This is a genomic window from Ruania zhangjianzhongii (assembly GCF_008000995.1).
Taxonomy (GTDB): Bacteria; Actinomycetota; Actinomycetes; order Actinomycetales; family Beutenbergiaceae; genus Ruania; species Ruania zhangjianzhongii.
Genome location: NZ_CP042828.1, coordinates 417,798 through 443,177, shown reverse-complemented (window position 1 = coordinate 443,177; position 25,380 = coordinate 417,798). Strand labels below are relative to the sequence as shown.

The following is a 25,380-nucleotide window of genomic DNA, read 5'->3' as shown; positions in this document are numbered from 1 at the left end:
GAGCCGATGACCACCCCAGACCGAGACATCCCCACCGAGGAGATCGCCACCGACCTGACCGTCGTCGGCGGTGGCCTGGCGGGCGTGTGCGCAGCGATCGCCGCGGCCCGGCAAGGGACCCACGTGGCGTTGGTGCAGAACCGCCCCGTCCTCGGCGGCAACTCCTCGTCCGAGGTGCGAGTCTGGGTCTGCGGGGCGACCGCACACGGGGCGCAGCACTATGCCCGGGAGACCGGGATCATGGGCGAGCTGTTCGTCCAGAACCAGTTCACCAACCCGGAGGGCAACCCCTACTACTGGGACCTGGTGGTGCTCGAGGCCGTGCGCGCCGAGGAGAACATCGAGCTGTTCCTGAACACCGACATCCGGCACGTGCGCGCCACCGGACCCGAATCCGACCGCAGGATCGAGTCGGTCACCGGCTGGCAGATGGGCTCGGAGCGCTCGCTGCAGTTCACCTCACCGGCGTTCGTGGACGCCAGCGGGGACGGGCTGGTCGGCTACCTCGCCGGAGCCCGGTTCCGCACCGGACGGGAAGCCCGCTCGGTGTTCGGCGAGTCCTGGGCGCCGGAGGTTCCGGACGACAACACCCTGGGCTCGACGATCCTGTTCTACACCAAGGACACCGGACGGCCGGAGAAGTTCGTGCCGCCCTCGTTCGCCAAGGACATCACCACCACCCCGATCCCGGAGCTGCGCGGTATCCGGGTGGAGGCGAACGGCTGCGACTACTGGTGGATCGAGTGGGGCGGCGAGCTGGACGTGGTCGCCGACAACGAGCGCATCCGGGACGAGCTGCAGGGCGTGATCTACGGCATCTGGGACCACATCAAGAACTCCGGTGAGTACGACGCGGACACCCTCACCCTGGAGTGGATCGGTGCAGTGCCCGGTAAACGCGAGTACCGGCGGTTCATCGGCGACCACACCCTGGTCCAGGACGAGGTCCTCGACCAGGTGCATTTCGATGACCGGGTCGCCCATGGTGGCTGGTCGATCGACCTGCATCCTCCGGGTGGGATGTACGCGAGCGAGAAGGGCTCGCGGCACTGGCACCCGGACGGGAACTATCACATCCCGCTGCGCAGCCTGTACTCGCAGAACGTGACGAACCTGTGGCTGGCGGGGCGGACGATCTCCGCCTCCCACGTGGCCTTCGGGACGACTCGGGTGATGGCGACCTGCGCCGTCATCGGTGAAGCGGCGGGAACCGCAGCCGCACTGGCGGTGCAGCAGCAGGTGACGCCGCGCGAGCTCGCTGCCGAGCGGATGGCGAGCGTGCACCGTGCGCTGGTGCGCTCCGACGCCTCGGTGCTGGGCGTGCTCCACGACGATCCGGACGACCACGCGGTGCGCGCTCGGGTGAGCGCCTCCTCCACGCTGCGCACGCTCGCTGCCGGACCGCCGACGGGGCACTGGTCGCTGACCGACCATCTGGCGATCGTACTGCCGGCCGACCCGGCCGTGGCAGACCTGGAAGTACTCCTGGACGCCGCTGCCGATACCGAGCTGGTGGTCGAGGTACACGAGGTCCGCCGGCCGCAGAACTACGTCCCGCACCGGAAGGTGGGCACCGTCACCGTGAAGGTGGCCGCCGGGGAGAAGCAGTGGGTGACGCTGCCACTGGACTGGGACCTCGAGGATCCGCAGAACGCGTTCGTGGTGCTCCGGGCGAATGCTCAGGTCCGGCTGCACACCGCCGACGGCGCACTACCGGGCGTGCTCACGCTCACTCACCGAGATCTGCCGGCGGAGGAGGCCTACACCGAGCAGTGGCGGGAGTGGAAGCAGGTGCTGCAGCGCTCCTCGGTGTGCCTGCGGTTGCTCGAGGCGACCGACGCGTTCGCTGCCCAGCGGGCCGTGGGCGGGTACGCGCGACCGTGGGGAGGTCCGCAGCTGTGGATCTCCGCCCCGCTGGACCATGACCCGGCGCCGCATCTGGAGCTGGCCTGGGACGAGCCGGTGACCGTGGCCGAGGTAGCCGCGGTCTTCGATGACGACCTGGACGAGGACCTGATCAACCTGCACCACCACCGCACTCCGTTCGACGTGCTGCCCACCCTGGTCCGCGACTACCGGATCGAGGCCCGCTCCGGTGACCGGTGGCAGACGCTGGCGCAGGTGACCGAGAACCGGCACCGGCACCGTCGGCACCGGCTCACCGAACCGATCGAGGTCGACGGCGTCCGGCTGGTGGTCGAGGCCACCAACGGTGCCGAGAGCGCACGAGTGGTCTCCCTGCGCACCTGGGCCAGCTGACCTCGCCCGTCCCCGTGTCCCCGAGCCTGCTCTGGTGTGGCCAGAAAACGCGTTCCTGGCGCACCAGAGCAGGCGTTCCTGGCGCACCAGAGAAGGGTCGCGGCGCTGGCCGTGTGCCAACGCTGGAATAGTCCAAGTATGGTAGCCCGATCATCCATGGTGACCGTCGTTCACCGCCGCTACCGTGACCGACAGCGCAGCACAATTGCTCAACGAACGAGCGGATGAGAGCACGTTTGCTCAGCATCGGGCCACCGGTCTGAGCCAGGATCGGCCGGCCGATGCGAAGAACACGCCATAAATGTCCGGGTGGCCGACCCCGAGTTACTAGTTTTCACCGTTCGTTCGGACGATGTTGGCTATTGCTATACCGGCTGCGGCTTGTATACGTTGTGGACCTCATCGCGCTGGATCGCCGTCAGCCACTGGTCCGCTACGGTGCGGTCCGGCGCGAGACGGACGCGCCGCAGTGGTGCCGTTCGAGATGCTGGTCCCGAGGGAGAGACTGTGTTTCCACGACTGTTAGCCGTGACGCCCACTGTGGCGCGGTGCCGCCGGTGACGGCGCAAGCGCCGACGGCACCGAAGGCCGCCCGGAACACGGGCATGCCCAAGGACCGCCGGGCCCTGATCAATCGCCGCCGCCTGCGCAACTTGGGCATCTTCGCCCTGCTCGCCGGACCGAACGTGGTACTGCTGCTGGTGTTCGTCTACCGGCCGCTGCTGCTGAGCTTCTACTACTCGCTGCTGCAGTGGAACATGGGCTCCTCGGTGGCCCGGTTCGTCGGCCTGCAGAACTACATCCGCTGGTTCACCGACCCGGACACCCCACAGATCATGGGCACCACGGCGATCTTCGCCGTCGCCACTGTGGGTGGGGCGCTGGTACTCGGGCTGGCGATGGCGTTGCTGCTGAACCGCAAGCTCTGGGGCCGCGGTGTGGCCCGCACCGTGGTGTTCGCGCCGTACGTCCTGTCCGGGATCGCCGTCGGCATGCTCTGGCTGTACATCTTCGACCCCCGGTACGGCCTGCTGTCCACCTTGCTCGGCGCGATCGGCCTGGACTCCCCGCAGTGGTACACCACCTCCCCCTGGGCGCTGATCATGATCATCATCGTGTACCTGTGGAAACACATCGGGTACGTCGCGCTGATCTACCTGGCCGGACTGCAGGGGATCCCGCAGGACCTGCGCGATGCCGCCTCCCTGGACGGTGCTACCAAGGTGCGCACCTTCGGCTCGATCGTGCTGCCGCTGCTCGGTCCGGTGACCTTCTTCCTGCTGATCACCACGATCCTGTCCTCGCTGCAGTCCTTCGACCTGATCAAGGCGATGACCGACGGTGGACCGCTGGGATCGACCACCACCCTGATGTACCAGATCTACATCGAGGGCTTCCAGACCGGCCGCGCCGGATACGCCTCGGCCTCGGCCACGATCCTGTTCATCATCCTGCTGGTGATCACCGCCGTGCAGCTCAAGTACATGGAGAAGAAGGTGCACTACGCATGACCACCACCGCGCAGCGCACCCAAGCAGCACAGACCGACCCACCCGGCCAGACCACACCGAACAAACGCCGTCGGCCGTTCCGTGCACATCTGGACGCCGGGCTGTACCTGACCATGATCGCCGCGATCCTGGTGATGTCCGTTCCGCTGATCTGGATGTTCCTGGCCAGCTTCAAGGACAACGGCGAGATCTACTCGATGCCGTTGCAGTGGCTGCCCGACCAGTTCGCCTTCTTCAACTATGACCAGGTGGCCACCAGCATCCCGATCGGGCGGATGTTCCTGAACAGTGTGGGCATCACCATCGCCGGTGCCGGGCTGAAGGTTTTCCTCGGCCTGTGCTGCGCCTACGCCGTGGTGTTCATCGACGTGCCGTTCCGCAAGGCCGTGTTCGTGGTGGTGCTGTTCGCCCTGCTCATCCCGGGCCAGATCACCATCATCCCGAACTACGAGCTGATCGCTAACCTCGGCTGGCTGAACACCTACCAAGGCATCCTGGTGCCCGGGCTGGCCAGCGCGTTCGGCACGTTCCTGTTCCGCCAGCACTTCCTCTCCCTGCCGATCTCCGTCCTCGAGGCGGCGCAGGTGGACGGTGCTAACCACTGGCGCCGGCTGTGGAAGTTCGTGGTGCCGATGTCGGTGCCCACGATCGCGGCAGTCGGGCTGATCTCGCTGGTGAACGAGTGGAACGACTACCTGTGGCCGATGCTGGTCACCGACAACACCGACACGATGACCCTGCCGGTCGGGCTGACCCTGCTGCAGAGCCTGGACGGCATGCAGGCCTGGGGTGTGCTGATGGCCGCCACTGTGGTGGTCACCCTGCCGATGCTGCTCATCTTCCTCATCCTGCAACGCCGGCTGGTCGCCGGACTCACCGCCGGTGCTGTGACCGGCTGACCGACCCCCGCCTCATCACCCCCAAGGAGACGACCATGTCCTCATCGCGTAACCGCCTCACCGTCCCGAGCCGCCGGCTCGCCCGCCCCACCCGACGCCAGCTACTGCAGTTCACCGGCGCCGGTGCCGCCGCGGGCATGCTGGCCGCCTGCGGCCCCTCCCTCGGCGGCGGTGGTGGCGAGGAGGAGGACCCCGCCGACGAGATCGACTGGGCCAGCATCGAGCCTGCCTCGGAGATCACCTGGTGGTCCAACCACCCGGGCAACACCAAGGACCTGGAGGCCTCCTACATCGAGGCGTTCAACGAGGAGTACCCGGAGATCACGATCAACCACGTGACCGCCGGCGCGGGCTATGACGAGATCGCCCAGCGGTTCCAGGCGGCGTCCGGCACGGACGAGATCCCGGACCTGGTGATCGCCTCGGACGTGTGGTGGTTCCGGTACTTCGTGAACGGCCAGATCATGGCGATCGACAGCGTGTTCGAGCACCTCGGTGTGGACACGGGCGACTACGTGGAGACCCTGTTCAGCGACTACGAGTACGAGGGCAAGCACTACGCGGCGCCCTACGCCCGCTCGACGCCGCTGTTCTACTACAACCGGGACATCTGGTCCGCCGCCGGGCTGCCGGACCGCGGCCCGGAGACCTGGGACGAGCTCCAGGAGTGGGCACCGGCGCTGAAGGAGCAGGTGCCCGGCGACGGCGCGGCGCTCGCGCTGAGCATCGGCCCGTCCTGGTCCGGCTGGTGGTTCTCCAACGTGATCTGGGGCCAGGGCGGCGCGATGAGCGACGACTGGACCGTCACGCTGGACACCGAGGAAGCGATCGCCGCCGGGAACTTCGTGGTCGAGATGTACAACGGCGACAACGCCTTCGCCGGGTTCGGCTCGGACACCAACGCCGACTTCCAGACCGAGATCTTCGCCTCGCTGATCGGCTCCACCGGGTCGCTGACCGGACACCTGGAGGCCGCCGACTTCGAGGTGGGCACCTCGTTCCTGCCGAACGGTCCGGAGGATGTGCCGAACGTGCCCACCGGCGGCACCGGCCTGGCCATCCCGTCCTCGCGCTCCCCGGAGCAGCAGCTGGCCGCGGCGATGTTCCTGAAGTTCCTCACCGAGACCGAGAACACCGCGGTCTTCTCCCAAGAGACCGGCTACATGCCGGTCCGCACCTCGGCGATCGAGGGCGAGACGATGGCTTCCGTGTACGAGGAGACGCCGCAGTTCCGCACCTCGGTGGACCAGCTGCAGCAGAAGACCCGGGTGCAGGACTGGGTGCGCGTGTTCACCCCCGGCGGGGACCAGATCATCACCGACGGCATCGAGGAGCTGGTGCTCGGTGGCGGCACCCCGGAGGACGTGTTCCCGCAGGTGACCACCCAGCTCGACCGTGCCTACGAGGACAACGTCGAGCCGTACCTGTGAGTGGGGACGGGGTAGCGGGTGCCGCTTCAGGGGCGGATGCCGCTTCAGGGGCGGGTGCCGCTTCAGGGGCGGGTGCCGCTTCGGCGGTGCCCGCCCCCGGCGGGGAGCCCGCCCCCAGCACGACGGCGGAGCCCGGCCTGCTCGTGATCGCACACCGGGGCAACGCCTCGGTAGCCCCGGGCAACACCATGCCGGCCGTGGAGGGCGCTTGGCGCGCCGGGGCCGACCTGGTGGAGGTGGACCTCCGCCTGACTCAGGAAGGGATCGGGGTGGTGATCCACGACGCCACTGTGGACCGGACCACCACCGCGGCCGGGGAAGTGAGCCGGATGAGCGCGACCGAGCTGGCACGGCTGGACGCCGGCACCCCGTTCTCGTCCGTGTTTGCCGGAACGGGCGTGCCGCTGCTGGCGGACGTGGCGGAGTTTCTTGCCGACCACCCGGGCACCGACCTGCTGCTCGAGCTGAAAGGCGACTACACCGAGGCGCAGGCCGCCGGAGTGTTGAGCACTCTGGCCGCCGCAGGCATGAGTGACCGCACCGTGGTGCAGACGTTCTGGCCGCAGACGATCCGGTCGCTGCGCGCCACGGACTCAGGCGTGCGCCTCGGACTGCTGGTGGGCAGTCATGTGGCCCCGGACAGCGTGATGCTGCCGCTGAGCACCGAGGTGGGGGCGTTCGCGTGCAACCCGCGCTACGATCTGATCGCCCGCCACCCGGAGGTGGTAGATGAGATCCACGCGGCTGGGATGCAGGTGTTCGTCTGGACGCTGAACGAGCCGGAGCAGTGGGCGCAGGCACTGGCCTGGGGCGTGGACGGGATCATCACCGACCGTCCGGACCGGCTCGCCGGCTGGCTGACCGCGACGACGGGCGTGCCGCGGCCGGCCCCGGCCGTGGTGTAGCCCCGCGCGCCAGCTCACGGCCGGATCACCGCCGTCGGCCCCTATCGGAGGCAACCTCCGGGATCGGAGCCAGGTTCTACCTTGGCTCCGATCCCGGAAGGTGCCTCCGTCAGACTGAGCGGGTGCCAGGACGCCGCCCGCTCAGTCTGACCGGACAGATCACGCCACGCCTGACAGCATGGACGGGTGATCGAGAGCAGCACGGGAACGAAGCTCGCGATCGTCGGGGCCGGCTCGGTCGGCTCGACGCTCGCCTACGCCGCCCTGATCCGCGGCCTGGCGCGATCGGTCGCGCTGTATGACGTCAATGCCACCAAGGTGCGCGCGGAGGCGCTGGACCTGCGCCAGGGGCTACAGTTCGTCCCGGCGGCGCACGTCGAGGGTTCTGACGACATCGGAGTCTGCGCCGGCGCCGACGTCATCGCGGTCACGGCGGGTGCAAAGCAGCAGCCCGGCCAGACCCGGGTGGACCTCGCAGCCTCGACCACGGCGCTGATGCGGACGCTGATGCCGCAGCTGGTGGAGGTTGCTCCGGAGGCGATCATCGTCATGGTGACCAACCCGGTCGACGTCATCACCTACGTGGCGCAGAAGCTGACCGGTCTGGCACCGCAGCGGCTGTTCGGGTCGGGCACTGTGCTGGACTCGGCGCGGCTGCGCGGCCTGATCGCCTCGCGCTGCGGGATCGCCGTGCAGAACGTGCACGCCTACATCGTGGGCGAGCACGGGGACAGCGAGATCCCGCTGTGGAGTACCGCGACGGCGGGAGCGATCCCGGTCACCGACCTGATCGACGAGGCCGAACGTGACCAGATGGCCTCCGACGTCGTCCACGCCGCCTACGAGATCATCGCCGGCAAGGGGGCGACCAACTACGCCATCGGCGTCTCTGCAGGCCGGATCCTCGAAGCCGTCCTGCGTGATGAGCACCGTGTGCTGCCGGTATCCGCGAGGGTCGACGGCCATCTCGGCATCGAGGACGTCTGCCTGTCCATGCCGTCGGTCGTCGGTGCGAGCGGGATCGAGCGCCAGCTGCACGTGCCGATGACCGACCACGAGATCGCGGGGCTGCGCGCCAGTGCGGAGGAGATCCGCGCGGTCGCACGCAGCCTCGGGTTCTGATCGCGCGTATCGTCCGATCGTGTCCACTCCACCCCCTGGCCCGCCGGGCGTCGGTCAGCAGTTTCGCGGACTTCTCCGGCCGGGCAGCGCACCGCCGCGCCGGTGGTTGTTCGCGCTGCGGGCCGGAGTCTGCATGGCTGTACCGATCCTGGTCGGATGGCTGCTGGGTCATCCCGAGGCAGGGATGGTGGCCGCCACCGGTGGTTTCACCGCCTTGTACGGAGGGGGCCGGCCGTACCTGAGCCGTGCCCGTGAGCTCGCGCTGATCGCGCTCGGGTTTGCTACCGCGACGACGGTGGGCTTGGCGGTCTATCCGCTCGGCAGCGTGGCCGTGACGATCACCCTGGCATTGATCGCGATGATTGCCACCTGGCTCGGCAACGCTTTCCAGATCGGTCCGCCGGGCCCCTACATGTTCCTGCTCGCCACCGCCGCGGCGAGCAGTGGTCTCAACCAGGCGGGTGACCCACTGACCGCAGGTCTGCTGGTGCTGGCCGGTGGCGGCTTTGCCTGGCTGCTCAGCCTGATCGGTGCCGTCGCCACGCCCCGCGGCCCGGAGCGCACAGTGGTGCTAGCAGCCGGTGATGCCGTGGCAGCGCACGCTCAGGCCCTCGGCACCGATCAGCAGTCCTCCGCTCGGCATGCGGCGGCCCGGGCCCTGCACCGGGCGTGGACCGTGCTGGTCAACCAACAGCCCTCCCGGGTGCGGTCAACCGAGACGCTGGCGTCGCTGCGGGCGGTCAACCGCCGGCTGCACGCACTGTTCGCCGATGCCGTCCACGCCGGCGCTCGCGGCGATCCTGCACCGGAGTCGCTACTCGAGGAAGTACGTACGCTGCAGGCGCTCGCCCGCGGCAAGGGCAAGGTGCCTGCGGACGCACTACCCCCGGGGATGGCACCAGGGGTGGTCCCGCTCGGCCACCCGGGGCCGCTGGCCGCGCTGACCGATGCGCTGGCACCGGGTGCCTCGATCCGGACCGCAGTACTCAGAGTGGGCGTCGCGGCAGCGGTCGTCGGCGTGATCGGGACCCAGTTTCACCTGGAGCGCTCCTACTGGGCGGTGGCCGCCGCAGTGCTGATCCTCCACCAGGGCTTCGACTGGAAGCGGACTGCCGTTCGCGCGGTGGAACGGATCACCGGAACCTGGATCGGTCTACTGCTGGCGGCCGGGATCTTGCTGCTGCACCCCGAGGGCGTCATGCTGGCGCTCGTCGTGCTGGTGCTGCAGTTCACGATCGAGATGCTGGTGCTGCGCACCTACTCGCTCGCCGTCGTGTTCATCACCTCGGCAGCGCTGGTCCTGGCCAGCGGTGGGCACCGGGTACCCGATGTAGGGGCGTTCGTGTTGGCGCGTGGCATCGACACCGCGGTCGGCTGCACTGTGGCCTTGCTGGTCTGCCTGACGATCCGGCCGCGATCCGCCCCCGCGCTGCCCAGCCTGATGGTCCGGCTGCTGCGCAGGCTCGACACCCTGGCCCCGCACGTAGCCACGGGCGACGTCACCTCCGAACGAGCCCGGGCAGTGCGCCGGGACCTGCAGCACGGGACCTTCGTGCTCGACGACACCTACCACGTGGCCGTGTCCGCCTCGGCTGCACAACGTCGACTGGCCGAGCACTCCTGGCCGGTGATCGCAGCGACCCAGCAGCTGGCCTACCGCACGCTCGCGCTGTGCTGGTTCCTGGAGCACGAGGCACCCGAGCAGGTGCCGGCCCGGTGTCTCGAACTCTTCGGCACACACGGTGAGGCCGAGTTTCGGGCCGCGCTGGCGGTACTGACGGAGGCGATCATCGAGGGCCGTTCGCCTGCACCGCTCGGGCCGTTGCCGCCTGTCCTCGAGCGCGAGCTGGCCAACCTTCACGACTGCTTGACGCCGGCTGACGGGTAGTGCCGTACTGTTTTTACAGCGCTGCAATTCTTGCTAGATTGCCACCACACTTTCGCTTCAACGATGGAGACGTCATGTCCAACCAGATCCCTCGACCCGAGTATCCGCGTCCGCAGATGGTGCGTTCGGAGTGGTTGAACTTGAATGGTTGGTGGGACTTCGAGGTCGATCAGGGTGATTCGGGTCTGGAGCGGGGCCTGGTCGAGGCGCCGTTGACTCGGAGCATCCTGGTGCCGTTCGCTCCGGAGTCGCAGGCTTCCGGGATCGGGGAGACCGACTTCCTGCAGGCGGTCTGGTACCGGCGGGAGATCGCGGTGCCCGAGCACTGGGCCGGGCAGCGGGTGCTGCTGCACTTCGGCGCGGTCGATCACGACACCACGGTGTGGGTGGGCGGCACCGAAGTGGTCCGCCACCGTGGCGGGTTCTCCCCGTTCACCGCCGACATCACCGACACCCTCACCGATGGCCGCGGCACCATCACCGTACGGGCCCGGGACCTGCGCGAAGAGGTCCAGGCCCGCGGCAAACAGGCCACCTGGTACTCGAACACGCACTGCCAGTACACCCGCACCACCGGAATCTGGCAGACCGTCTGGGCCGAACCAGTCCCACCCGTGCACCTCAAGCGCCCGCGGATCACCCCCGATGTCGGCGGCGAGTGTTTCCGTATCGAGGCACCGGTCAGCGCCAACCGGGCCGGGTACCGCCTGCGCGCCACCCTGAGCGCGAACGGGATCGAGATCACGACGGCGCAGGTCCGGGCGGATCTAGACCTCGCCCCCGCCCTACAGCTCACCATCCCGGCCGAGAGCGTGCGCCTGTGGTCCCCGACCGACCCACACCTGTACGACCTCCACATCGAACTGCTGGACGAGACAGACCAGGTGATGGACGCCGTCGAGAGCTACGCCGGGCTGCGCTCGGTCAGCATCGACGGCCAACACCTACTACTGAACGGCAAACCGGTGTTCCAACGCCTGGTCCTGGACCAGGGCTACTGGCCCCAGACGCTGATGACGGCCCCGAGCGATGAGGCGCTGGTCCGCGACATCGAACTCGGCATCGCGGCCGGGTTCAACGGCGCCCGAATCCACCAGAAAGTCGCCGAGGAACGCTACCTCTACCACGCCGCCCGCCTCGGCTACCTCCTCTGGGGCGAGTTCGGCGACTGGGGCGTGTCCGGACAAGGAACCCGCGGGCACAACCAGCAACCCACCGCCTCCTTCACCACCCAATGGCTGGAAGTCCTCGAACGCGACTACAACCAACCCGCGATCATCGGCTGGTGCCCCCTGAACGAGACCCACCAAGTCATCCACGACCGCATCACCGTCCTGGACGACATCACCCGCGGCATGTTCCTCGCCACCAAAGCCGCCGACACCACCCGACCAGTCATCGACGCCTCCGGCTACTCCCACCGCGTCGCCGAGACCGACGTCTATGACTCCCACTCCTACGAACAAGACCCCACAGCCTTCGCCGCCGAACAAGCCGGCCTCGCCCACGGCCACCCGCAGCGCAACAAACCCGCCGACGGCGAATTCTCCCTGCCCTATGCCGGCCAACCCTTCTTCGTCTCCGAATACGGCGGCATCTGGTGGAACGCCGAACTCGCCGCCGCCCACGCCAGCGGCGAACAACGCGACGCCTCCTGGGGCTACGGCCAACGCGTAGCCACCGAAGAAGAGTTCCACCAACGCTTCACCGGCCTGACCGCAGTACTACTCAACAACCCCCACATGTTCGGCTACTGCTACACCCAACTCACCGACACCTTCCAAGAACAAAACGGCATCTACCACTTCGACCGCACCCAGAAACTCAACACCACCCGCATCCGCACCGCCCAACAACAACCCGCCGCCTACGAACAGCAATAACCCACCCACAACCACATCGGAACACCCTCGGCGCACTCAAACCACCCCGTAAACAGGTTCGAATGCGCTAAGGGCGTTCCAACGGGGGAGAGGAGGAGGCACGCGTTCGCGACACGGAGGCCCGGTCATGGTGAGGTGCAGGCCCTCACGGCGCCTGGTCTGCCGGCGGCGCAGTCGTCTCGCGAAACGTGATCTGGGTGAGGGGACCGCTGGGCGGCTCGGGCTCCGGCTCACCGCGCACGGCAGCGATCAGCCGACGCATCGAGTGCCGCCCCGCGCTCTCGCGATCCACCACGACTGTGGAGAGGGCGGGCGTCACGAACCGGGCTAGCCACAAGTCGTCCCACCCGGTGACACTCAGCCGCTCCGGTACAGACCAGCCGCGCTGCAGCGCCGCGCGGACCGCTCCGATGGCAATGTGATCGCTGGCCGCGACCACCGCAGTGACGGGGCTGTCCTCCGGCAACGCCGAGACCACCTCGAGGCCTCGCGCGGGCAGCCACGGCCCCGGCAGCTCTCCGTGCGAGACCAGGCCCAGCCGGGCGACGGCATTGCGATATCCCTCGAGACGAAGTCGGGCCGAGAGCCAGTCCTCGGGACCACCGATATGCAGCAGGTGACGGTGCCCCATCCCGGCAAGCTTCTCCACCAGATCCTCCATCGTGGTGGTGTCATCAGCGACCGCATCGACGGCGCGCAGCAGCGTGTCGTACTCGCCTACTTGGACCAGCAGCTCATCGTCCGGCGGTGCGGGCGGGATCGGGGTGACGGACAGGACGCCGTCCACCAGACCGGCTGCCAACAGGTCCCGGGCATGCGTCCCCAGCGCGGCCGGATCCTCCCCGACGGCGATCACCACTTCGACCCGGTAGCCCGCTGCACGCGCCTCTTCGGAGGCAGCGGCCATCGTGCGTTCAGCACCGGCCCAGCCTGGCAGCACGATGGCCAGCAGACCGGTCTGGCGGGTCCGCATCGACCGCGCGACCAGATTCGGCCGATAGCCGAGCTCGCTGATCGCGGCCTCGACCTGCTCGACGGTCTTGTCACGCAACCCGCCTTCGTGCCGCAGGTACCGCGAGACCGTCTGGTGCGAGACTCCAGCGAGGCTCGCCACCTCCCGAAGAGTCGGGCGTCGGTGCTCCATTGTTCGCATCCTAGTTGACTCAGAGTGAACGATCACCTTATCGTGAAGTGAACGATCACTATGACGTGTCGACCAGACCCACTAGCTCGAAGGAGTGCTGTGCACCGGTCATGCTGCCCCGCCGTGGCGCAACCCCATTCTCCGGTGGCCGCCTCGTGACGACCACCACCAACCGCCCCAAGAAGCTCGCTCAGGCAAAGACCCCCGCAGCTGGCGAACCACGCCGCCGGATGCCACTGTGGCGCCGTATCGTGCGAGACCGCACGGTCCTGTTGCTGGCGCTACCGGCCATGACGGTGATCGTGGTGTTCCAGTACATCGCCCTCGGTGGCAACGTCATCGCCTTCCAGGACTTCCAGCCCTACCTCGGCATCGACCGCTCGCTCTGGGTGGGCTTCGAGAACTTCTCGATCCTGTTCAACGGCGACCCGGAGTTCTTGCGAGCGCTGCGAAACACGCTTTTTATTACAGCGCTGCAAACCCTCTTTGTGTTCCCGGCACCGATTGTGCTGGCGCTGCTGCTGAACAGCCTGGTGTCCAACCGGGTGAAGCAGGCCGTGCAGTCGGTGCTCTACCTGCCGCACTTCCTCTCCTGGGTGATCGTCGTGGCGATCTTCCAGCAGATGCTCGGCGGTGCCGGGATGCTGAACAACTGGCTCCGTGCCCGCGGCTGGGAAAACATCGACATCATCGGCAACAGCGATGTGTTCTACGCCCTCATCACCTCTCAGATCATCTGGAAGGACACCGGCTGGGCAACGATCCTCTTCCTCGCGGTGCTCTCCCAGATCGACCGGTCGCTGTACGAGGCCTCGGCGATGGATGGCGCGACCCGGTGGCGGCAGACCTGGCACGTGACGCTGCCGGGGATGCGCCCCATCATCATCCTGCTGTTCATCCTCAAGCTCGGTGACTCGTTGTCCGTCGGCTTCGAACAGCTCTTGCTGCAGCAGCAGGCCGTCGGGCTAGACGTCGCCCAAGTGCTCGATACCTACGTCTACAACAACGGCGTGGTCGGCGGTGCGTGGGGCGTCTCGGCCGCTGTCGGTCTCGTGAAGGGACTGGTCGGGCTGGTGCTCGTGCTGGTCGCGAACAAGGTGGCTCACATCTTCGGCGAGGAAGGGGTGTACAAGGCATGACCGCGACTCACACCGACGCGCCCAGTGCCCGGCAGCAGCGCAAGCGGCGTCGGCGCAGCGGCGCCCTCATCGACGGGGTGCCTCGGCCCGGACCGGTCGAGACCTTCATCAAAGCCATCGTGCTCGGCATCGCCTGCCTCCTGGTGGTGCTGCCGTTCCTCGGGATCATCTCGACATCGCTCGCCACGCCGGAGCAGGTGGTCGAGGCGGGTGGCTTCGTCCTGTTCCCGGAGGGCATCGATCTCACCGCCTACCGCTCCGTCTTCGCCGGCGGGGTCGTCACGCAGGCGCTGGGCGTCAGCATGTTCGTGACGTTGGTCGGCACCCTGATCAGCCTCACGATGACGGCGATGCTGGGCTGGGCGCTCAGCCGTCGCGGCAGCGTCGGCAACCGTCAGCTGCTGGTGCTGGTCCTGGTGAGCCTGCTGTTCAGCCCCGGCATCATTCCGAGCTACCTGGTGGTCCAGCAGCTCGGGCTGCTGAACAGTCTGTGGGCGCTGATCATCCCGACGTCGGTCTCGGCCTTCAACGTGATCGTCGTCCGGGCCTTCTTCGTCGGCCTCCCGCAGGAGGTGATGGACAGCGCCCGCATCGACGGCGCGAGCGAGTGGCAGATGTTCCGGTACATGGGCCTACCTCTGGCCAAGCCGGTGCTGGCCGTGATCGGGCTGTTCTACGGCGTCGGGTACTGGAATGCCTTCTTCAACGCCCTGCTGTACATCTCCGACACCTCGAAGTGGCCCATGCAGCTGGTCCTGCGCACCTACGTCGTCGACGGCAACCAGATCGGCATCCAGGACCTCGGCGCGGAGGTGACTCTCCCGCCGCAGACCTCACTGCAGATGGCGATTCTGGTCATCTCGATCGTGCCGGTGCTGATCGTCTACCCGTTCCTGCAGCGCCACTTCGCCAAGGGCATGCTCACTGGCGCCGTCAAGGGCTGACCCCGCACCAGAAGACACCCCCGATCCGGCCGCCTGACGGCCACGACCGACAAGGAGCACCACCATGTCTGAACCCATCATCGCCCGACGCCGTCTGCTGCAGGGCACTCTCGCCATGGGTGGCCTCGCCGCCCTCGGGCTCACCGGCTGCAGCAACGAGGGCCGGGGTGGAGCCGGCTCACAGGCGGAGAACAACAGCGTCGAGTTGCCCACCTATATCCCGTACACCGGCTTCGAACCCGATTTCAAGGGCGAGGACGGCGTCAGCGACACCGTGCTGCACTACCCGGCCGATCCCGTTGCCGTGACCGACGGTCCACCGGGAGACGGCGAGGACGTCGGCGTCTTCGCCGTGACCAACACCCCGGTGCCGCCGTCCATGGACCAGAACGCCTACTGGCAAGCGCTGAACGAGCGCCTCGGGTTCACCCTGGACGTCTCCCTGGTACCGAGTGGCGACTTCACCGACCGCTTTCAGACGACGGTCGCCGGCGATCAGCTTCCGGACCTGTTCACCTACTTCCCAGGTGGCATCCCCGGGCTGCCGTCCCTGCTGCAGGAGCGTGCTGCCGATCTCACCGACCTCCTCAGTGGGGACGCCATCCAGGACTACCCCTTCCTCGCCAACATCCCGACCGAGAGCTGGCAGTACTCCATCTACGGCGGTCGGATCTACGGCGTCCCGATCGCACGTGGCGCACAGAGCAGCCCGGCGCTCTACCGGCGAGATGACGTGCTCGAGGAGCAAGGTCTCGATCCCGAGGTTCAGAGCTGGGCCGATCTGGTGACCATCTTCGAGGAGCTGACCGGGGGCAACACCTGGGCGCTGTCGAACGTTCCGATGCAGCTGATCCGGCAAGCCCATGGCATCGCGAACGGCTGGGAGCTGGGCTCTGACGGCATGCTGGTGAGCACCAACGAGGACGAGCGCCAGCTCGACGCTCTGGAGAAGGGCCGGGAGCTGGTGGAGAAGGGTGTGGTGCACCCGGACACCACGTCGTCGGACAACCAGCAACGGCAGGCGTGGGTCGTCGGCGGCCGCACGCTGTTCTTCGAGGGCACGTACGCCGCCTGGTCGAGTCTGGCGGCCCGGCCTAATGCCGGCCAGATGCGTCTCGGCGTGATGGTTCCGCCCAAGGTCGACGGCGGCGGAACCATGCCGATCTGGCTGGGACCGGCGACTCACAACCTGACCGGCATCAGTATCGGTTCCGCCGACCGGGCCCCCGCGCTACTCGAGGTTCTGAACTACCTGGCGGCTCCGTTCGGCAGCGAGGAGCACCTGTTCAAGAACTATGGGCTCGACGGCGAGCACCACACGATGGTCGATGGCGACCCGGTACTCACCGAGAAGGGCCAGAGCGAGACCCAGCTCGGTCTCAAGTACGTCGCCGAAGGACCGTGGGTGAACTACGTGCCCGGCAAGCCCGAAGTGGCCGAAGCACAGTTCGATACTCAGACCGCCCTAGTCCCGACTGCGATCGGCAACCCCGCGTCGGCGTTGTTCAGCGAGACCGAATCACGCAAGGGGTCCCAGATCGGAAGCGCGCTCGGCAGTGCACAGACAGACATCCTGGAGGGACGCGAACCGGTGTCCTCCTGGACCGATGCTGTGGAACGCTGGAAGCGCGACGGCGGCGACAAGATCCGCGATGAACTGACTGAGGCATACGAGCAGAGCCAAGGATGAGCACAGCCATGCGCCCACCGAACATCCTCATCGTGCACTGGCATGACCTCGGGACCTATCTGCCGTCCTACGGTCATCGCGTCGAGGCACCGCACACCGAGGCACTCGCCAGCCAGTCGACGCTGTTCGAGCAGTGCTTCAGCACCAGCCCGTTGTGCAGCCCGGCCCGCGGTGCACTCTGGACCGGTCGCTACCCGCACAGCAACGGACTGCAGGGACTGACGCATCGCGGCTGGGAGTACGGCGAGGGCGAGCGCCCGCTACCGGCGCAGCTCCGGGCCGCCGGGTACCGCACTGTTCTCGCCGGCCTCCAGCACGAGACCCGCGACGTCGGCCGGCTGGGCTTCGACGAACATCTGTCCCGCGGACGCCCGCATGCCGCGGACGTCGCCGAGGCCGCATCGTCGTGGCTCGACGATCAGGGCTCCGGCGACGATCCGTTCCTACTGGTGTGCGGGATGCTCGAGGTGCACCGGGACTGGCCCGCCGACCGGTATCCACCGGCTCCCCTCGATGAGGTCGACGTGCCGGACTATCTCCCGGACAACGAGTTCACCCGGGAGGACCTCGCAGCGTTCGGTGGGTCGATCGCCGTCGCAGACCGCGGTCTGGGCGACATCCTGGCGGCACTGGAGCGCAGCGGTCTGGACGAGAACACCGTGGTCATCTTCACCACTGATCATGGCGCCCCCTTCCCAGGCGCCAAGAGCACGCTGTACGACCCTGGGGTGCACGTCGCCCTGATGATGCGGATGCCGGCGCGATCCGCCGCCCCGCAGCCGCGCCGCGAACCGGGGCTGGTCAGCCACGTCGACCTGGTTCCGACGCTGCTCGAGCTGGCCGGAGCGGACATTCCCGACGACGTCCAGGGCACGAGCTTCGCCGACACCCTCCGGGACGACTCGCCACTGCGGCGGCACGAGGTGTTCCTGGAGAAGACGTACCACGCGGACTACGACCCGATCCGAGCGATCCGGACCGACTCCTACAAGTACATCCGCAACTTCGAGCCTCGGCCCAAGCTCGCGCTGCCTCCCGACCTCGAGTCCTCGAGCACGCGACGCGGGATGGGCGATGCACACCTGGCACCGAGAGCGAGCGAGGAGCTCTACGACCTCACCGCCGATCCGACCGAGTCCACCAACGCCGTCGACGATCCCGCTCTCGTCGAGGTACTGGGCGACCTCCGCGAGCGCCTCGACACTTTTATGACCCTGACCGAGGACCCCTTGCTCCGCGGCCCCATCCCCGCACCGGTCCCCGACGCCTCCGGAGTCGCTCGATGACGATCTCCGCGCGCCCGCGCAGGATCGGTGTGGTCGGATGCGGGGAGGTGGCGCGCTATGGCCACCTCCCGGCCCTCCTGCGAGCCGAGCGACTCGAGCTCGTCGGAGTGTGCGACGTGTCGACCGATCGACTCGCGGCAGCACCGGTCCCGGCGGAGGTGGCACGCTGCACCTCGTTGGACGAGATGCCCGACCTCGACGCGCTGGTGATCACCTCACCGGCCGGCGTGCACGCGGAGCATGTCGCGTGGGCGGCAGGGTGCGGTGTGCCGGTGCTGTGCGAGAAGCCGATCGCGCTGGACGAGCAGGCGGCGGTCGCGATGATCGAGCAGATGGAGGCGGCCGGCGCGGCGCTCTGGGTCGGCTTCACGTACCGGTTCTCGCCGGTCGCGCGGCGGATCCAGGAACTGGTGGCTACGGGAGCGGTCGGCGACGTCCGGTCGTTGCGGATGGTCTACCTCTGGGACCTGCACGGGGCGTTCGAGGACCGGCAGGCACGGACCGGCGTGAACGAGCGCCGGATCGGACGGATGCTTGAGGGTGGGCCGCTGGTCGACTGTGGTGTGCATCAGATCGACCTGGCGCGGTGGTGGCTCGGCAGCGAACTCCATGTCGAGCATGCGCGAGGGATCTGGTTCGACGACCTCGACGGCGTGGACGCCCCCGAACACCTGACCACCCACCTGTCCGGTGGCGGCGCCCACGTCCTCGTCGAGGTGAGCTTCGCCTACAGCCACCGCTCGCCGACGAGGCTGCTGTCGTTCGGCTACGAGGTGATCGGGACCGACGGCGTCATCCGCTACCGCCGCGAGGAGCGAGACTTCGTGCTCGTCGACAGCGCCGGGACGCACGAGCTCGACTGGGCACCGGAGAAGTCGTTCGATGGGATGTACCTGGACCTGGCCGCCGCGCTGCACGGTGAGGAGCACGCCCTGCCGACCGGGCGGGACGGGCTCGCGGCGACGCGGCTTGCGTTGGACGCCACTACCCGGGCGGTCGCGGCACGCTGAACGCACCCGCCGCGCACCATGCGGCGACATTCGGCGGGCCGGCCCTGGTTGGTCAGGAGGTGCCGGCGCCGCCGATCTGGGTGGTGCTCTCCCGGACGACGAGCTCGAACGGCACGGTCTCGTCCACCGGATCGGCCAGGCCGCCGGTGGCGTTGATCTGGGCCTCGAGCATGCGCAGCGCCAGCTCGGCAAGCGCGGACCGGTCCGGGGCGATCGTGGTGAGCGACGGCGTCACCGCCCGGGCGTACGGGATGTCGTCGAACCCGACGAGGGCCACCTCGTCCGGCACGTGCACACCGTGCAGGTGCAGTGCCCGCATCACGCCGAGCGCCACCCAGTCGGTGGCCGCGAAGATCCCGTCCGGGGGCTCCACCTGGGACTCCAGCAGGGTGCGGACCACCAGCTCGCCCTCCTCACCGGAGTTCTCCCGGATCGGCAGCATCAGCTCCGGGTCCGCCGCCAGACCGGCCGCCTCGAGCGCCTGGAGGTAGCCGCGCATCCGCGGGTCGTCACCGATGTTCTCCGAGGAGCCGACCATCGCGATCCTGCGGCGGCCCTGGGCGATCAGGTGCTCCACCGCCAGCTGCGCGGCGGCTGCGTTATCGATCGCCACGTGGTGGGCGGCATCGCCGAAGGTGCGTTCACCGAGCAGCACCAGCGGTGTGGTGGCCGTCCGCTCCTGCAGATCAGAGAGCTGCAACTGCTGTGCACTGACGATCAGGCCGTCGATCCGCTGCGGGAACTGCGCCTCGAGCGCGGCGCGCTCGGCCGCCCGGTCCCAACCGGTCTCGTGGATCAGCACGAACCACCCGCGCGCCTCCGCGTGGTCGATCACCCGCCCGGCGAGGGCGGCAAAGTAGGGCATCTCCAACCGCGGCACCACCAGGGCGATCACCCCGGAGCGCCCTCGCGCCAGGTTTCGCGCGGACAGGTTGGGCCGGTAACCGACTGTCTGCACTGCTGCCAGCACCCGCTCGCGGGTGCTCTCGGCGACGCGAACGTTGCCGTTGATCACGTTGGAGACAGTCTTCATCGAGACGCCGGCGATCTCGGCGACATCGGTGAGGCGAGGCTGCGGTGACCTCCGGTCCTGTGCCACGGCGGTCAGGCTACCCGGTTCATTCCGCGTGAGGCCGTCGACCGGTCAGGGACAGACCAAATCCGACTGTGTCCGGGACAGTAATGGCACCGTCGTGCACGGTGAACGCCTCGGCATCGACCCCGTCGGTACGCCCGGGTACGCCTTCCACGGTCAGCACGTTGCCCAGTCCCGCGGCCAGTTGTGCGGCGTAGGCCGTCTTCACCGGCTGGCCCCAGGCATGGGGCGAGGCCGCTACCCCGATCTCGGCAAGGATCGGCATCACCCGCCGCCAGGCCGTCAGCCCGTACGAGATCACGTCCATCAGCAGTACGTCGACGAGCCCGAGGCGAGCCAGCTCAAGGACCTGCTGCTCGTCCGGTTCGAACTCCCCGTCCGCTACCAGCACGGTCGAGCCGGACTCCCGGAGGTACTCGCGCACCAGTCCGAGGCCGGCCATCTCCTCCTGGAACGGCTCCTCGATCCAGAACAACCCACAGTCGCTGACCGCCCGGAGGTACTCCACGGTCTCAGCGGGGGTGTAGCCGTTGTTGGCATCCACCAGGATCCGCGCGGCCGGGTAGGCCTCGCGCACCGCGCGGGTGACCTCGATGTCCCGCGCGAACCCGGCGCGCCTGTCCATCCACCGGTACCCGCGACCGATCTTCAGCTTGACGGCCCGATAGCCGGCGGCCCAGTCTGCAGCACAGTTCGCCAGTACGGCCGCGATCCCGCGTGGGGTGTCCTCAGGGTCGAGGTCGTCGAAGTAGATCGCACCCGAGTAGCAGGACACCGTCGGCTCGCCGTGCCCGCCGAGCAGTTCGTGCGCGGGCTGAGCGAGGATGCGCGCGGCCAGGTCGTGCAGCGCGAAGTCGAGCGGAGCGGCGGCCGCGTCCAGGACACCCACGGCCGAGTCGAACAGTTCCCCAACCGGCCGGCCCACCCACTGCTGCAACTCGCCGGCGCCGCCCTCCACCAGACCCCAGCCACTATGCCCGGAGTGGGTGCGCAGCGTGATGGCGGTGGTGGAAAAGCCGGAGCCGTGACTGCCTAGTCGGGCGTTGCGGCCCACGGTCCGCGGGTAGCGGACGCCGAGGGTGCTCGGCTCGACGGCGGTCAACCGTTCGTCCGCGAGCCTCGCCAGGGCGGGGCTACTCATCGCTGGCTCGGCTGCGACCCGCCAAGGAGGCGATGCTCTGCATCCCACCGCTGCGCATCCCGACAGCGTAGTGCCAACCGTCCAGCGCGCCCGGTGCGGTGAAGTCGATCCGGCCCTGCGTGGTAGCGGCCCGTAGTCGTGACCAGCCCAGCCCACCGTCGATCCAGATGGCGATCGAGTTGCCGTCCAGTACGAACGCCCACCGGTCCCCTGGTTGGATCCGGTACGGGGTGCAGCAGGAGTTCGTGAGCTCGCCGTCGATCATCAGATCGATGCCGAAGTTCCCACCGATCCCGGTCCAGGCCATCACGTAGTTGTCCTCGTCCTTCAGCAGCCCGTTGAACTGGGCGTCCGGGGTGATGCCGTTGTCGGCGAACCTCCCGTGCTCCACGACGACCACCGCCTGTGATCCCACCGGCCCGGCCTGGTGGGCGAGCATCCCGAAGTAGGGCGAGTCCGCCTGGGTCCGTAGCCTGCCGGAATCGATGCTCACCTCCGGAAGCAGCGGGCTCCCCGGCGGTGAGTGCAGGGTGTACTCGGCGCTGCTGTCGGCGTCGAAGCCATCGATCACCCCGACCTCGGAGTACGCAGCGGGGTCGAAGACCACCGTCGAGGAACCCACGGCTTGGATGGCGTGATCACCCCAGCCCGCGGTAGCAGTGAGATCCACCGCCTCCCCGGAGGACAGCTCAGCGTCGGTCTCGACCGAGAACGCCACGTGCCGCCCCTCGCCTGGTTCCAGGGCCCCGATCGTCGTCGGGTCCTGGGCGCTGGCCGTCCAGCCGGCCGGAGCGTCGAGGCGTACCTCGACGTCCTCGACCTGCTCGGCCGTGTCGTTGACCACCGAGACGACCGCAGTGCCGGACCCGGTCGCCGGCGAGATCTGCGCGCCGGTCTGGTAGACGGACAGCCGAGTGTCCACCCCTTCGTGACTGGGCCGCTCATCGGTGACGCTCACGTCTGAGCTCAGCAGCACCGGCGGCTGGCCGTGACGACCAGACTGGGCGCCGAAGACCGACAACCCTCCGCCGTCACTGGCGAGCCGTACTCTGACCGTGTTCTCGGTGCCGAGCTGTTCGGCGCTGATCGGCACCGCGATCCGGTACCCGTACCGGTTGCCGAAGTCGCCGGTCGGCGTGCCTCGGGACCGCCCGGCCAAGGCCAGCGGGCCGTTCGGATCGTCCGGCAGCAGGACCGCCGGCAACTCCTCGCCACCGACCGAGACGGTGAGGTTCGTCGGGTACCGGCGAGCGCTGGTGATGAGGTTGCGGTCATAGCGCCCGTCCGCCTGGGCCGAGGCCACCTCGAGCACCAGGGTGGCCTCATCGGCCTGCCCGCTGCGGACCTCCTCCGGCACGGTCACGTCGTAGTCGAAGTGGCCGCGGCCGTACCCGGTGACCCAGTCGGAGCTGCCGTGTGTGGCGACCCCACCGGTCCATGCATGGTCGGCGACGTCCGTGGGAGAGAACCCTGCCTCGCTCTCTTCTCCCGGGGTGTCGAAGGTGAGGTACTGCTCGGCGGCGGTCTCGCCGTCGACCTCGATCCAGAACCAGACGTATCCGTTGCGCAGGTGCTCCGGAGTGCTCACCGAGATCGTGCCGGCCTCGGTCACCGTGTACCGCTCCGCGTCGATTCCCTGGGCGCCGCTGGTCACGTCGCCGTGCCAGCGGCCGGCGTCGTCGTAGCCGCCGATCCGCCAGTGCAGCTGCGCTCCGGAGAGGTCCAGGTCGCTGTAGTGGCTGATCCGGACCGGCACGTCGATGCTCTCGCCACGTTCGAGGGTGTGCGAGGTCGGTGTCATCAGAGCGATCGCGTCGTCCTGCTGGAACATCTCGATCGTCCGGGCGTTGCCCTCGTGGTCGAGGAACTCGGCAGCGTTGGGCTGCCGGTCGTAGCGGAACGGGCTCTGCACCTCCTGCTCGGTCTCGGCCAGCTGCACGCCGACGTAGCCGGTCATCTCGGGGTAGCTGCGGAACAGGCTGACGTTGTGCTGGAACTGACCGCTCTTCACGGCGAACTCGGAGTTCAGCCAGGGCTGGCCCTCCTGGACGCCGTCGTTGAAGTTCCAGCTCGAGCCCGGTTCCAGCTGAGCGGCGAACCGGTCGAGCAGGTCTTTCCAGGCATCGTAGGTGTCCAGGTAGAAGTGGAAGTCGTTCAGATCGGTACTGCCCTCGAGGTGCCCGTTCTGACAGCACGGAGAGTTGTCCACGACCAGCCGGGACGGATCGTTCTCCCGGGTCAGGTCCACTATTCGCCGGACGTAGTCGAACGCCTGGGGCGGGATCGGTTGCTGGAACGGCCGGTCAGCCAGTCCCCAGGCCTCGTTGAACACGGTCCAGATCACGATCGAGGGATGGTTGTGATCGCGGTGCAGGGTGTTGGTCAGCAGCTCCTCGTAGAGCCGCTCGGCCTGCGGGTCACCCTGGGACTCCCAGCCGGCGTTGGGCATGTCGTACCAGATCAGCAGCCCGAGCGTGTCCGCCCAGTGGTAGTAGGCCGGTTCGTTGACCTTGAGGTGGTGCCGGACCACGTTGAAGCCGAGGTCGCGGGCGTTCTGCAGGTCCCCCACCATCGACCCCCGCCCTGGGTCTGCCACGGTCCCGGTGTGCAGGTCGGGGCCGGCGGTGACGCCGGTGTAGGTGTACAGCCCCCACGGGTTGTAGCCCTGGTCCAGGACTCCGCGCACGTAGAGGGGCCGGTTGTTCAGGTACAGGTACTGGTACTCCCCCTCCTGCCCGGGAGCCCAGTCTCGTTCGATGCTGCGCATGCCGAAAAACGTCCGGACCCCGTCCTCGTCCAGCAACCTGAAGTCCGCGGTGTACATCGCGGGGTCGTCGATATCCCACAGGTGCGGATTCTCGATCGGCAACCGGACGCTGCCGCGACCATCGGTCAGCGGCACCCGGACCCGGGCGAACACCGTGCGCCCGTCCGGGTCCTTGATCGTCACCGTCACCGTTGGCCGTCCGCGAACGCCTTCGGCGCTCACATCGATCGTCACGAACGCTTCCGACGGCGTTCTGGAGTCTGGCTCGAAGATCAGCTCCGGGGTGACGTGGGTCTGGGTGAGCCGTGCCCCGGGATAGGGCTCGATCCACACCGACTGCCAGATGCCACCGACGTCGCTGAACCACCCCTCGCTGGCTCCTTCGATCGGCGGGTCACCGGTCTGCTTGCCCTGCGGGTAGGGAGTCTGGGCATCGGTGGACGGCGCGACTACCCGGATCGCCAGCGTGTGGGTGGATCCAGGCTCCAGGTCACCCAGGTCGGCGCTGATCTCGGTGTAGCCGTCGCCGGAGTAGGGCAGCACCGGTTCGCCGTCCAGCCAGACAGCGGCGCCAAAGTCCGCGGCGCCGATGCGCAGACGCACAGGTGCATCGCGGGGGAAATCGGCCGGCACGGTGAAGGACCGCTGGTACCAGACCGGGCCGCGGTAGTCGGCGTAGGCGCCGTGAAAGATCTCGGTGGTCGCGAGTTCCTCCTCACCCCAGGCCGCCAGGGACTGATAGCCGAACGGCACTCGGATGGCCCGGCCGAGCCGATGGCCCGGGTCGTACCACTGCTCGGCCTCACCGACGTCCTCCGGGTCGAAGGCGAACGACCAGGTGCCGTTCAGGGAGAGCCAGGCGTCGTCGGTGAACGGCCGGCGGTCCGCGTCCGGGCGGGGGTACTCCCCCCGAGCCGGATCGGTATCGGGCTCCAGCTCCAGGAGCACTGAGTTTCTCACCGTGGTGGAGGTGAAGGCGTAGCCCTCCTTGGCGGCGATCACCAGCGCCGCCTCCGCGGGCACCTCCTCGAGCACGAAGGTGCCGTCCGACTGGGAGGTGGCGACGACGTCGGTGCGAGAGGCGTGCACGCTCGCGCCCTCGATCGGGTCGCCCGTGGTGGCGTCGGTCACCTGACCGCGCACGGTCACCGTTGCGCCGTCCGGTTCGTCGGCGGGCGGCTGCGGTGCGGCGCCAGGCGAAGCACTGGCTACGGTCATCGGAAGCAGCAGTGCGCACACCGCGACGAAGGTCGCCCCTGCTCGGAC

General features: G+C 68.2%; 17 protein-coding genes. 13 read left to right on the top strand and 4 right to left on the bottom strand.

The genetic code is table 11. From position 1 onward, the window contains the following. Positions 1-6 precede the first annotated feature (6 nt). From FU260_RS02215 to FU260_RS02175, 8 genes are all read left to right on the top strand, one after another. The gene (locus FU260_RS02215; protein WP_147915579.1) at positions 7-2,259 is read left to right on the top strand and encodes an FAD-dependent oxidoreductase; all 2,253 of its coding nucleotides are present in this window, start codon (positions 7-9) and stop codon (positions 2,257-2,259) included. Positions 2,260-2,864: 605 nt separating this feature from the next. Next, entirely contained in the window at positions 2,865-3,770 is a 906-nt protein-coding gene (locus FU260_RS02210; RefSeq protein ID WP_147919271.1) for a carbohydrate ABC transporter permease, read from the top strand. Next, the gene (locus FU260_RS02205; RefSeq protein ID WP_147915578.1) at positions 3,767-4,669 is read left to right on the top strand and encodes a carbohydrate ABC transporter permease; all 903 of its coding nucleotides are present in this window, start codon (positions 3,767-3,769) and stop codon (positions 4,667-4,669) included. Before FU260_RS02210 ends, FU260_RS02205 begins: the two co-directional genes overlap by 4 nt. A 35-nt stretch (positions 4,670-4,704) precedes the next feature. Continuing rightward, on the top strand, positions 4,705-6,099 hold the full coding sequence (locus FU260_RS02200; protein ID WP_147915577.1) for an ABC transporter substrate-binding protein: 1,395 nt from the start codon (positions 4,705-4,707) through the stop codon (positions 6,097-6,099). Positions 6,100-6,185: 86 nt separating this feature from the next. Beyond that, complete coding sequence (locus FU260_RS02190) at positions 6,186-7,004, top strand: glycerophosphodiester phosphodiesterase (RefSeq protein ID WP_235912361.1); 819 nt, start codon at positions 6,186-6,188, stop codon at positions 7,002-7,004. A 186-nt stretch (positions 7,005-7,190) separates the two neighbouring features. Then, positions 7,191-8,126, top strand: a complete 936-nt coding sequence (locus tag FU260_RS02185; protein WP_147915576.1) for an L-lactate dehydrogenase — start codon at positions 7,191-7,193, stop codon at positions 8,124-8,126. Between the two features lie 19 nt (positions 8,127-8,145). After that, positions 8,146-10,014, top strand: a complete 1,869-nt coding sequence (locus FU260_RS02180; protein WP_147915575.1) for an FUSC family protein — start codon at positions 8,146-8,148, stop codon at positions 10,012-10,014. A gap of 74 nt (positions 10,015-10,088) precedes the next feature. Continuing rightward, on the top strand, positions 10,089-11,897 hold the full coding sequence (locus FU260_RS02175; protein ID WP_147915574.1) for a glycoside hydrolase family 2 protein: 1,809 nt from the start codon (positions 10,089-10,091) through the stop codon (positions 11,895-11,897). Positions 11,898-12,042: 145 nt separating this feature from the next. On the opposite strand, the gene FU260_RS02170 is transcribed toward FU260_RS02175, so the two are convergent. After that, positions 12,043-13,041: a LacI family DNA-binding transcriptional regulator gene (locus tag FU260_RS02170; protein WP_235912152.1), complete on the bottom strand. Its 999-nt coding sequence runs from the start codon at positions 13,039-13,041 to the stop codon at positions 12,043-12,045. Positions 13,042-13,196: 155 nt separating this feature from the next. Between FU260_RS02170 and FU260_RS02165 the strand changes: the two genes are divergently transcribed. From FU260_RS02165 to FU260_RS02145, 5 genes are all read left to right on the top strand, one after another. Beyond that, positions 13,197-14,180 (top strand): ABC transporter permease, encoded by a 984-nt coding sequence (locus FU260_RS02165; RefSeq protein ID WP_235912151.1) that lies wholly within the window; start codon positions 13,197-13,199, stop codon positions 14,178-14,180. Beyond that, positions 14,177-15,124 carry a carbohydrate ABC transporter permease gene (locus FU260_RS02160; RefSeq protein WP_147915572.1) on the top strand — a complete coding sequence of 316 codons (948 nt, stop codon included), beginning with the start codon at positions 14,177-14,179 and terminating at the stop codon, positions 15,122-15,124. The genes FU260_RS02165 and FU260_RS02160 overlap by 4 nt, the downstream gene beginning before the upstream one ends. A 64-nt stretch (positions 15,125-15,188) precedes the next feature. Continuing rightward, the gene (locus tag FU260_RS02155; RefSeq protein WP_147915571.1) at positions 15,189-16,814 is read left to right on the top strand and encodes an extracellular solute-binding protein; all 1,626 of its coding nucleotides are present in this window, start codon (positions 15,189-15,191) and stop codon (positions 16,812-16,814) included. Continuing rightward, complete coding sequence (locus FU260_RS02150; RefSeq protein ID WP_147915570.1) at positions 16,811-18,100, top strand: sulfatase family protein; 1,290 nt, start codon at positions 16,811-16,813, stop codon at positions 18,098-18,100. Before FU260_RS02155 ends, FU260_RS02150 begins: the two co-directional genes overlap by 4 nt. Beyond that, complete coding sequence (locus FU260_RS02145) at positions 18,097-19,110, top strand: Gfo/Idh/MocA family protein (protein ID WP_147915569.1); 1,014 nt, start codon at positions 18,097-18,099, stop codon at positions 19,108-19,110. The genes FU260_RS02150 and FU260_RS02145 overlap by 4 nt, the downstream gene beginning before the upstream one ends. Before the next feature lie 52 nt (positions 19,111-19,162). On the opposite strand, the gene FU260_RS02140 is transcribed toward FU260_RS02145, so the two are convergent. The 3 genes from FU260_RS02140 to FU260_RS02130 are packed head-to-tail and all read right to left on the bottom strand — an operon-like array spanning position 19,163 to position 25,332. After that, a complete protein-coding gene (locus FU260_RS02140) occupies positions 19,163-20,209 on the bottom strand; it encodes a LacI family DNA-binding transcriptional regulator (RefSeq protein ID WP_147915568.1) in 1,047 nt (348 codons plus the stop codon). 19 nt (positions 20,210-20,228) lie between these two features. Next, a complete protein-coding gene (locus tag FU260_RS02135) occupies positions 20,229-21,347 on the bottom strand; it encodes an enolase C-terminal domain-like protein (protein ID WP_147915567.1) in 1,119 nt (372 codons plus the stop codon). Next, positions 21,340-25,332, bottom strand: a complete 3,993-nt coding sequence (locus FU260_RS02130; protein WP_168211609.1) for a glycoside hydrolase family 2 TIM barrel-domain containing protein — start codon at positions 25,330-25,332, stop codon at positions 21,340-21,342. The genes FU260_RS02135 and FU260_RS02130 overlap by 8 nt, the downstream gene beginning before the upstream one ends. Between the last annotated feature and the right edge of the window lie 48 nt (positions 25,333-25,380).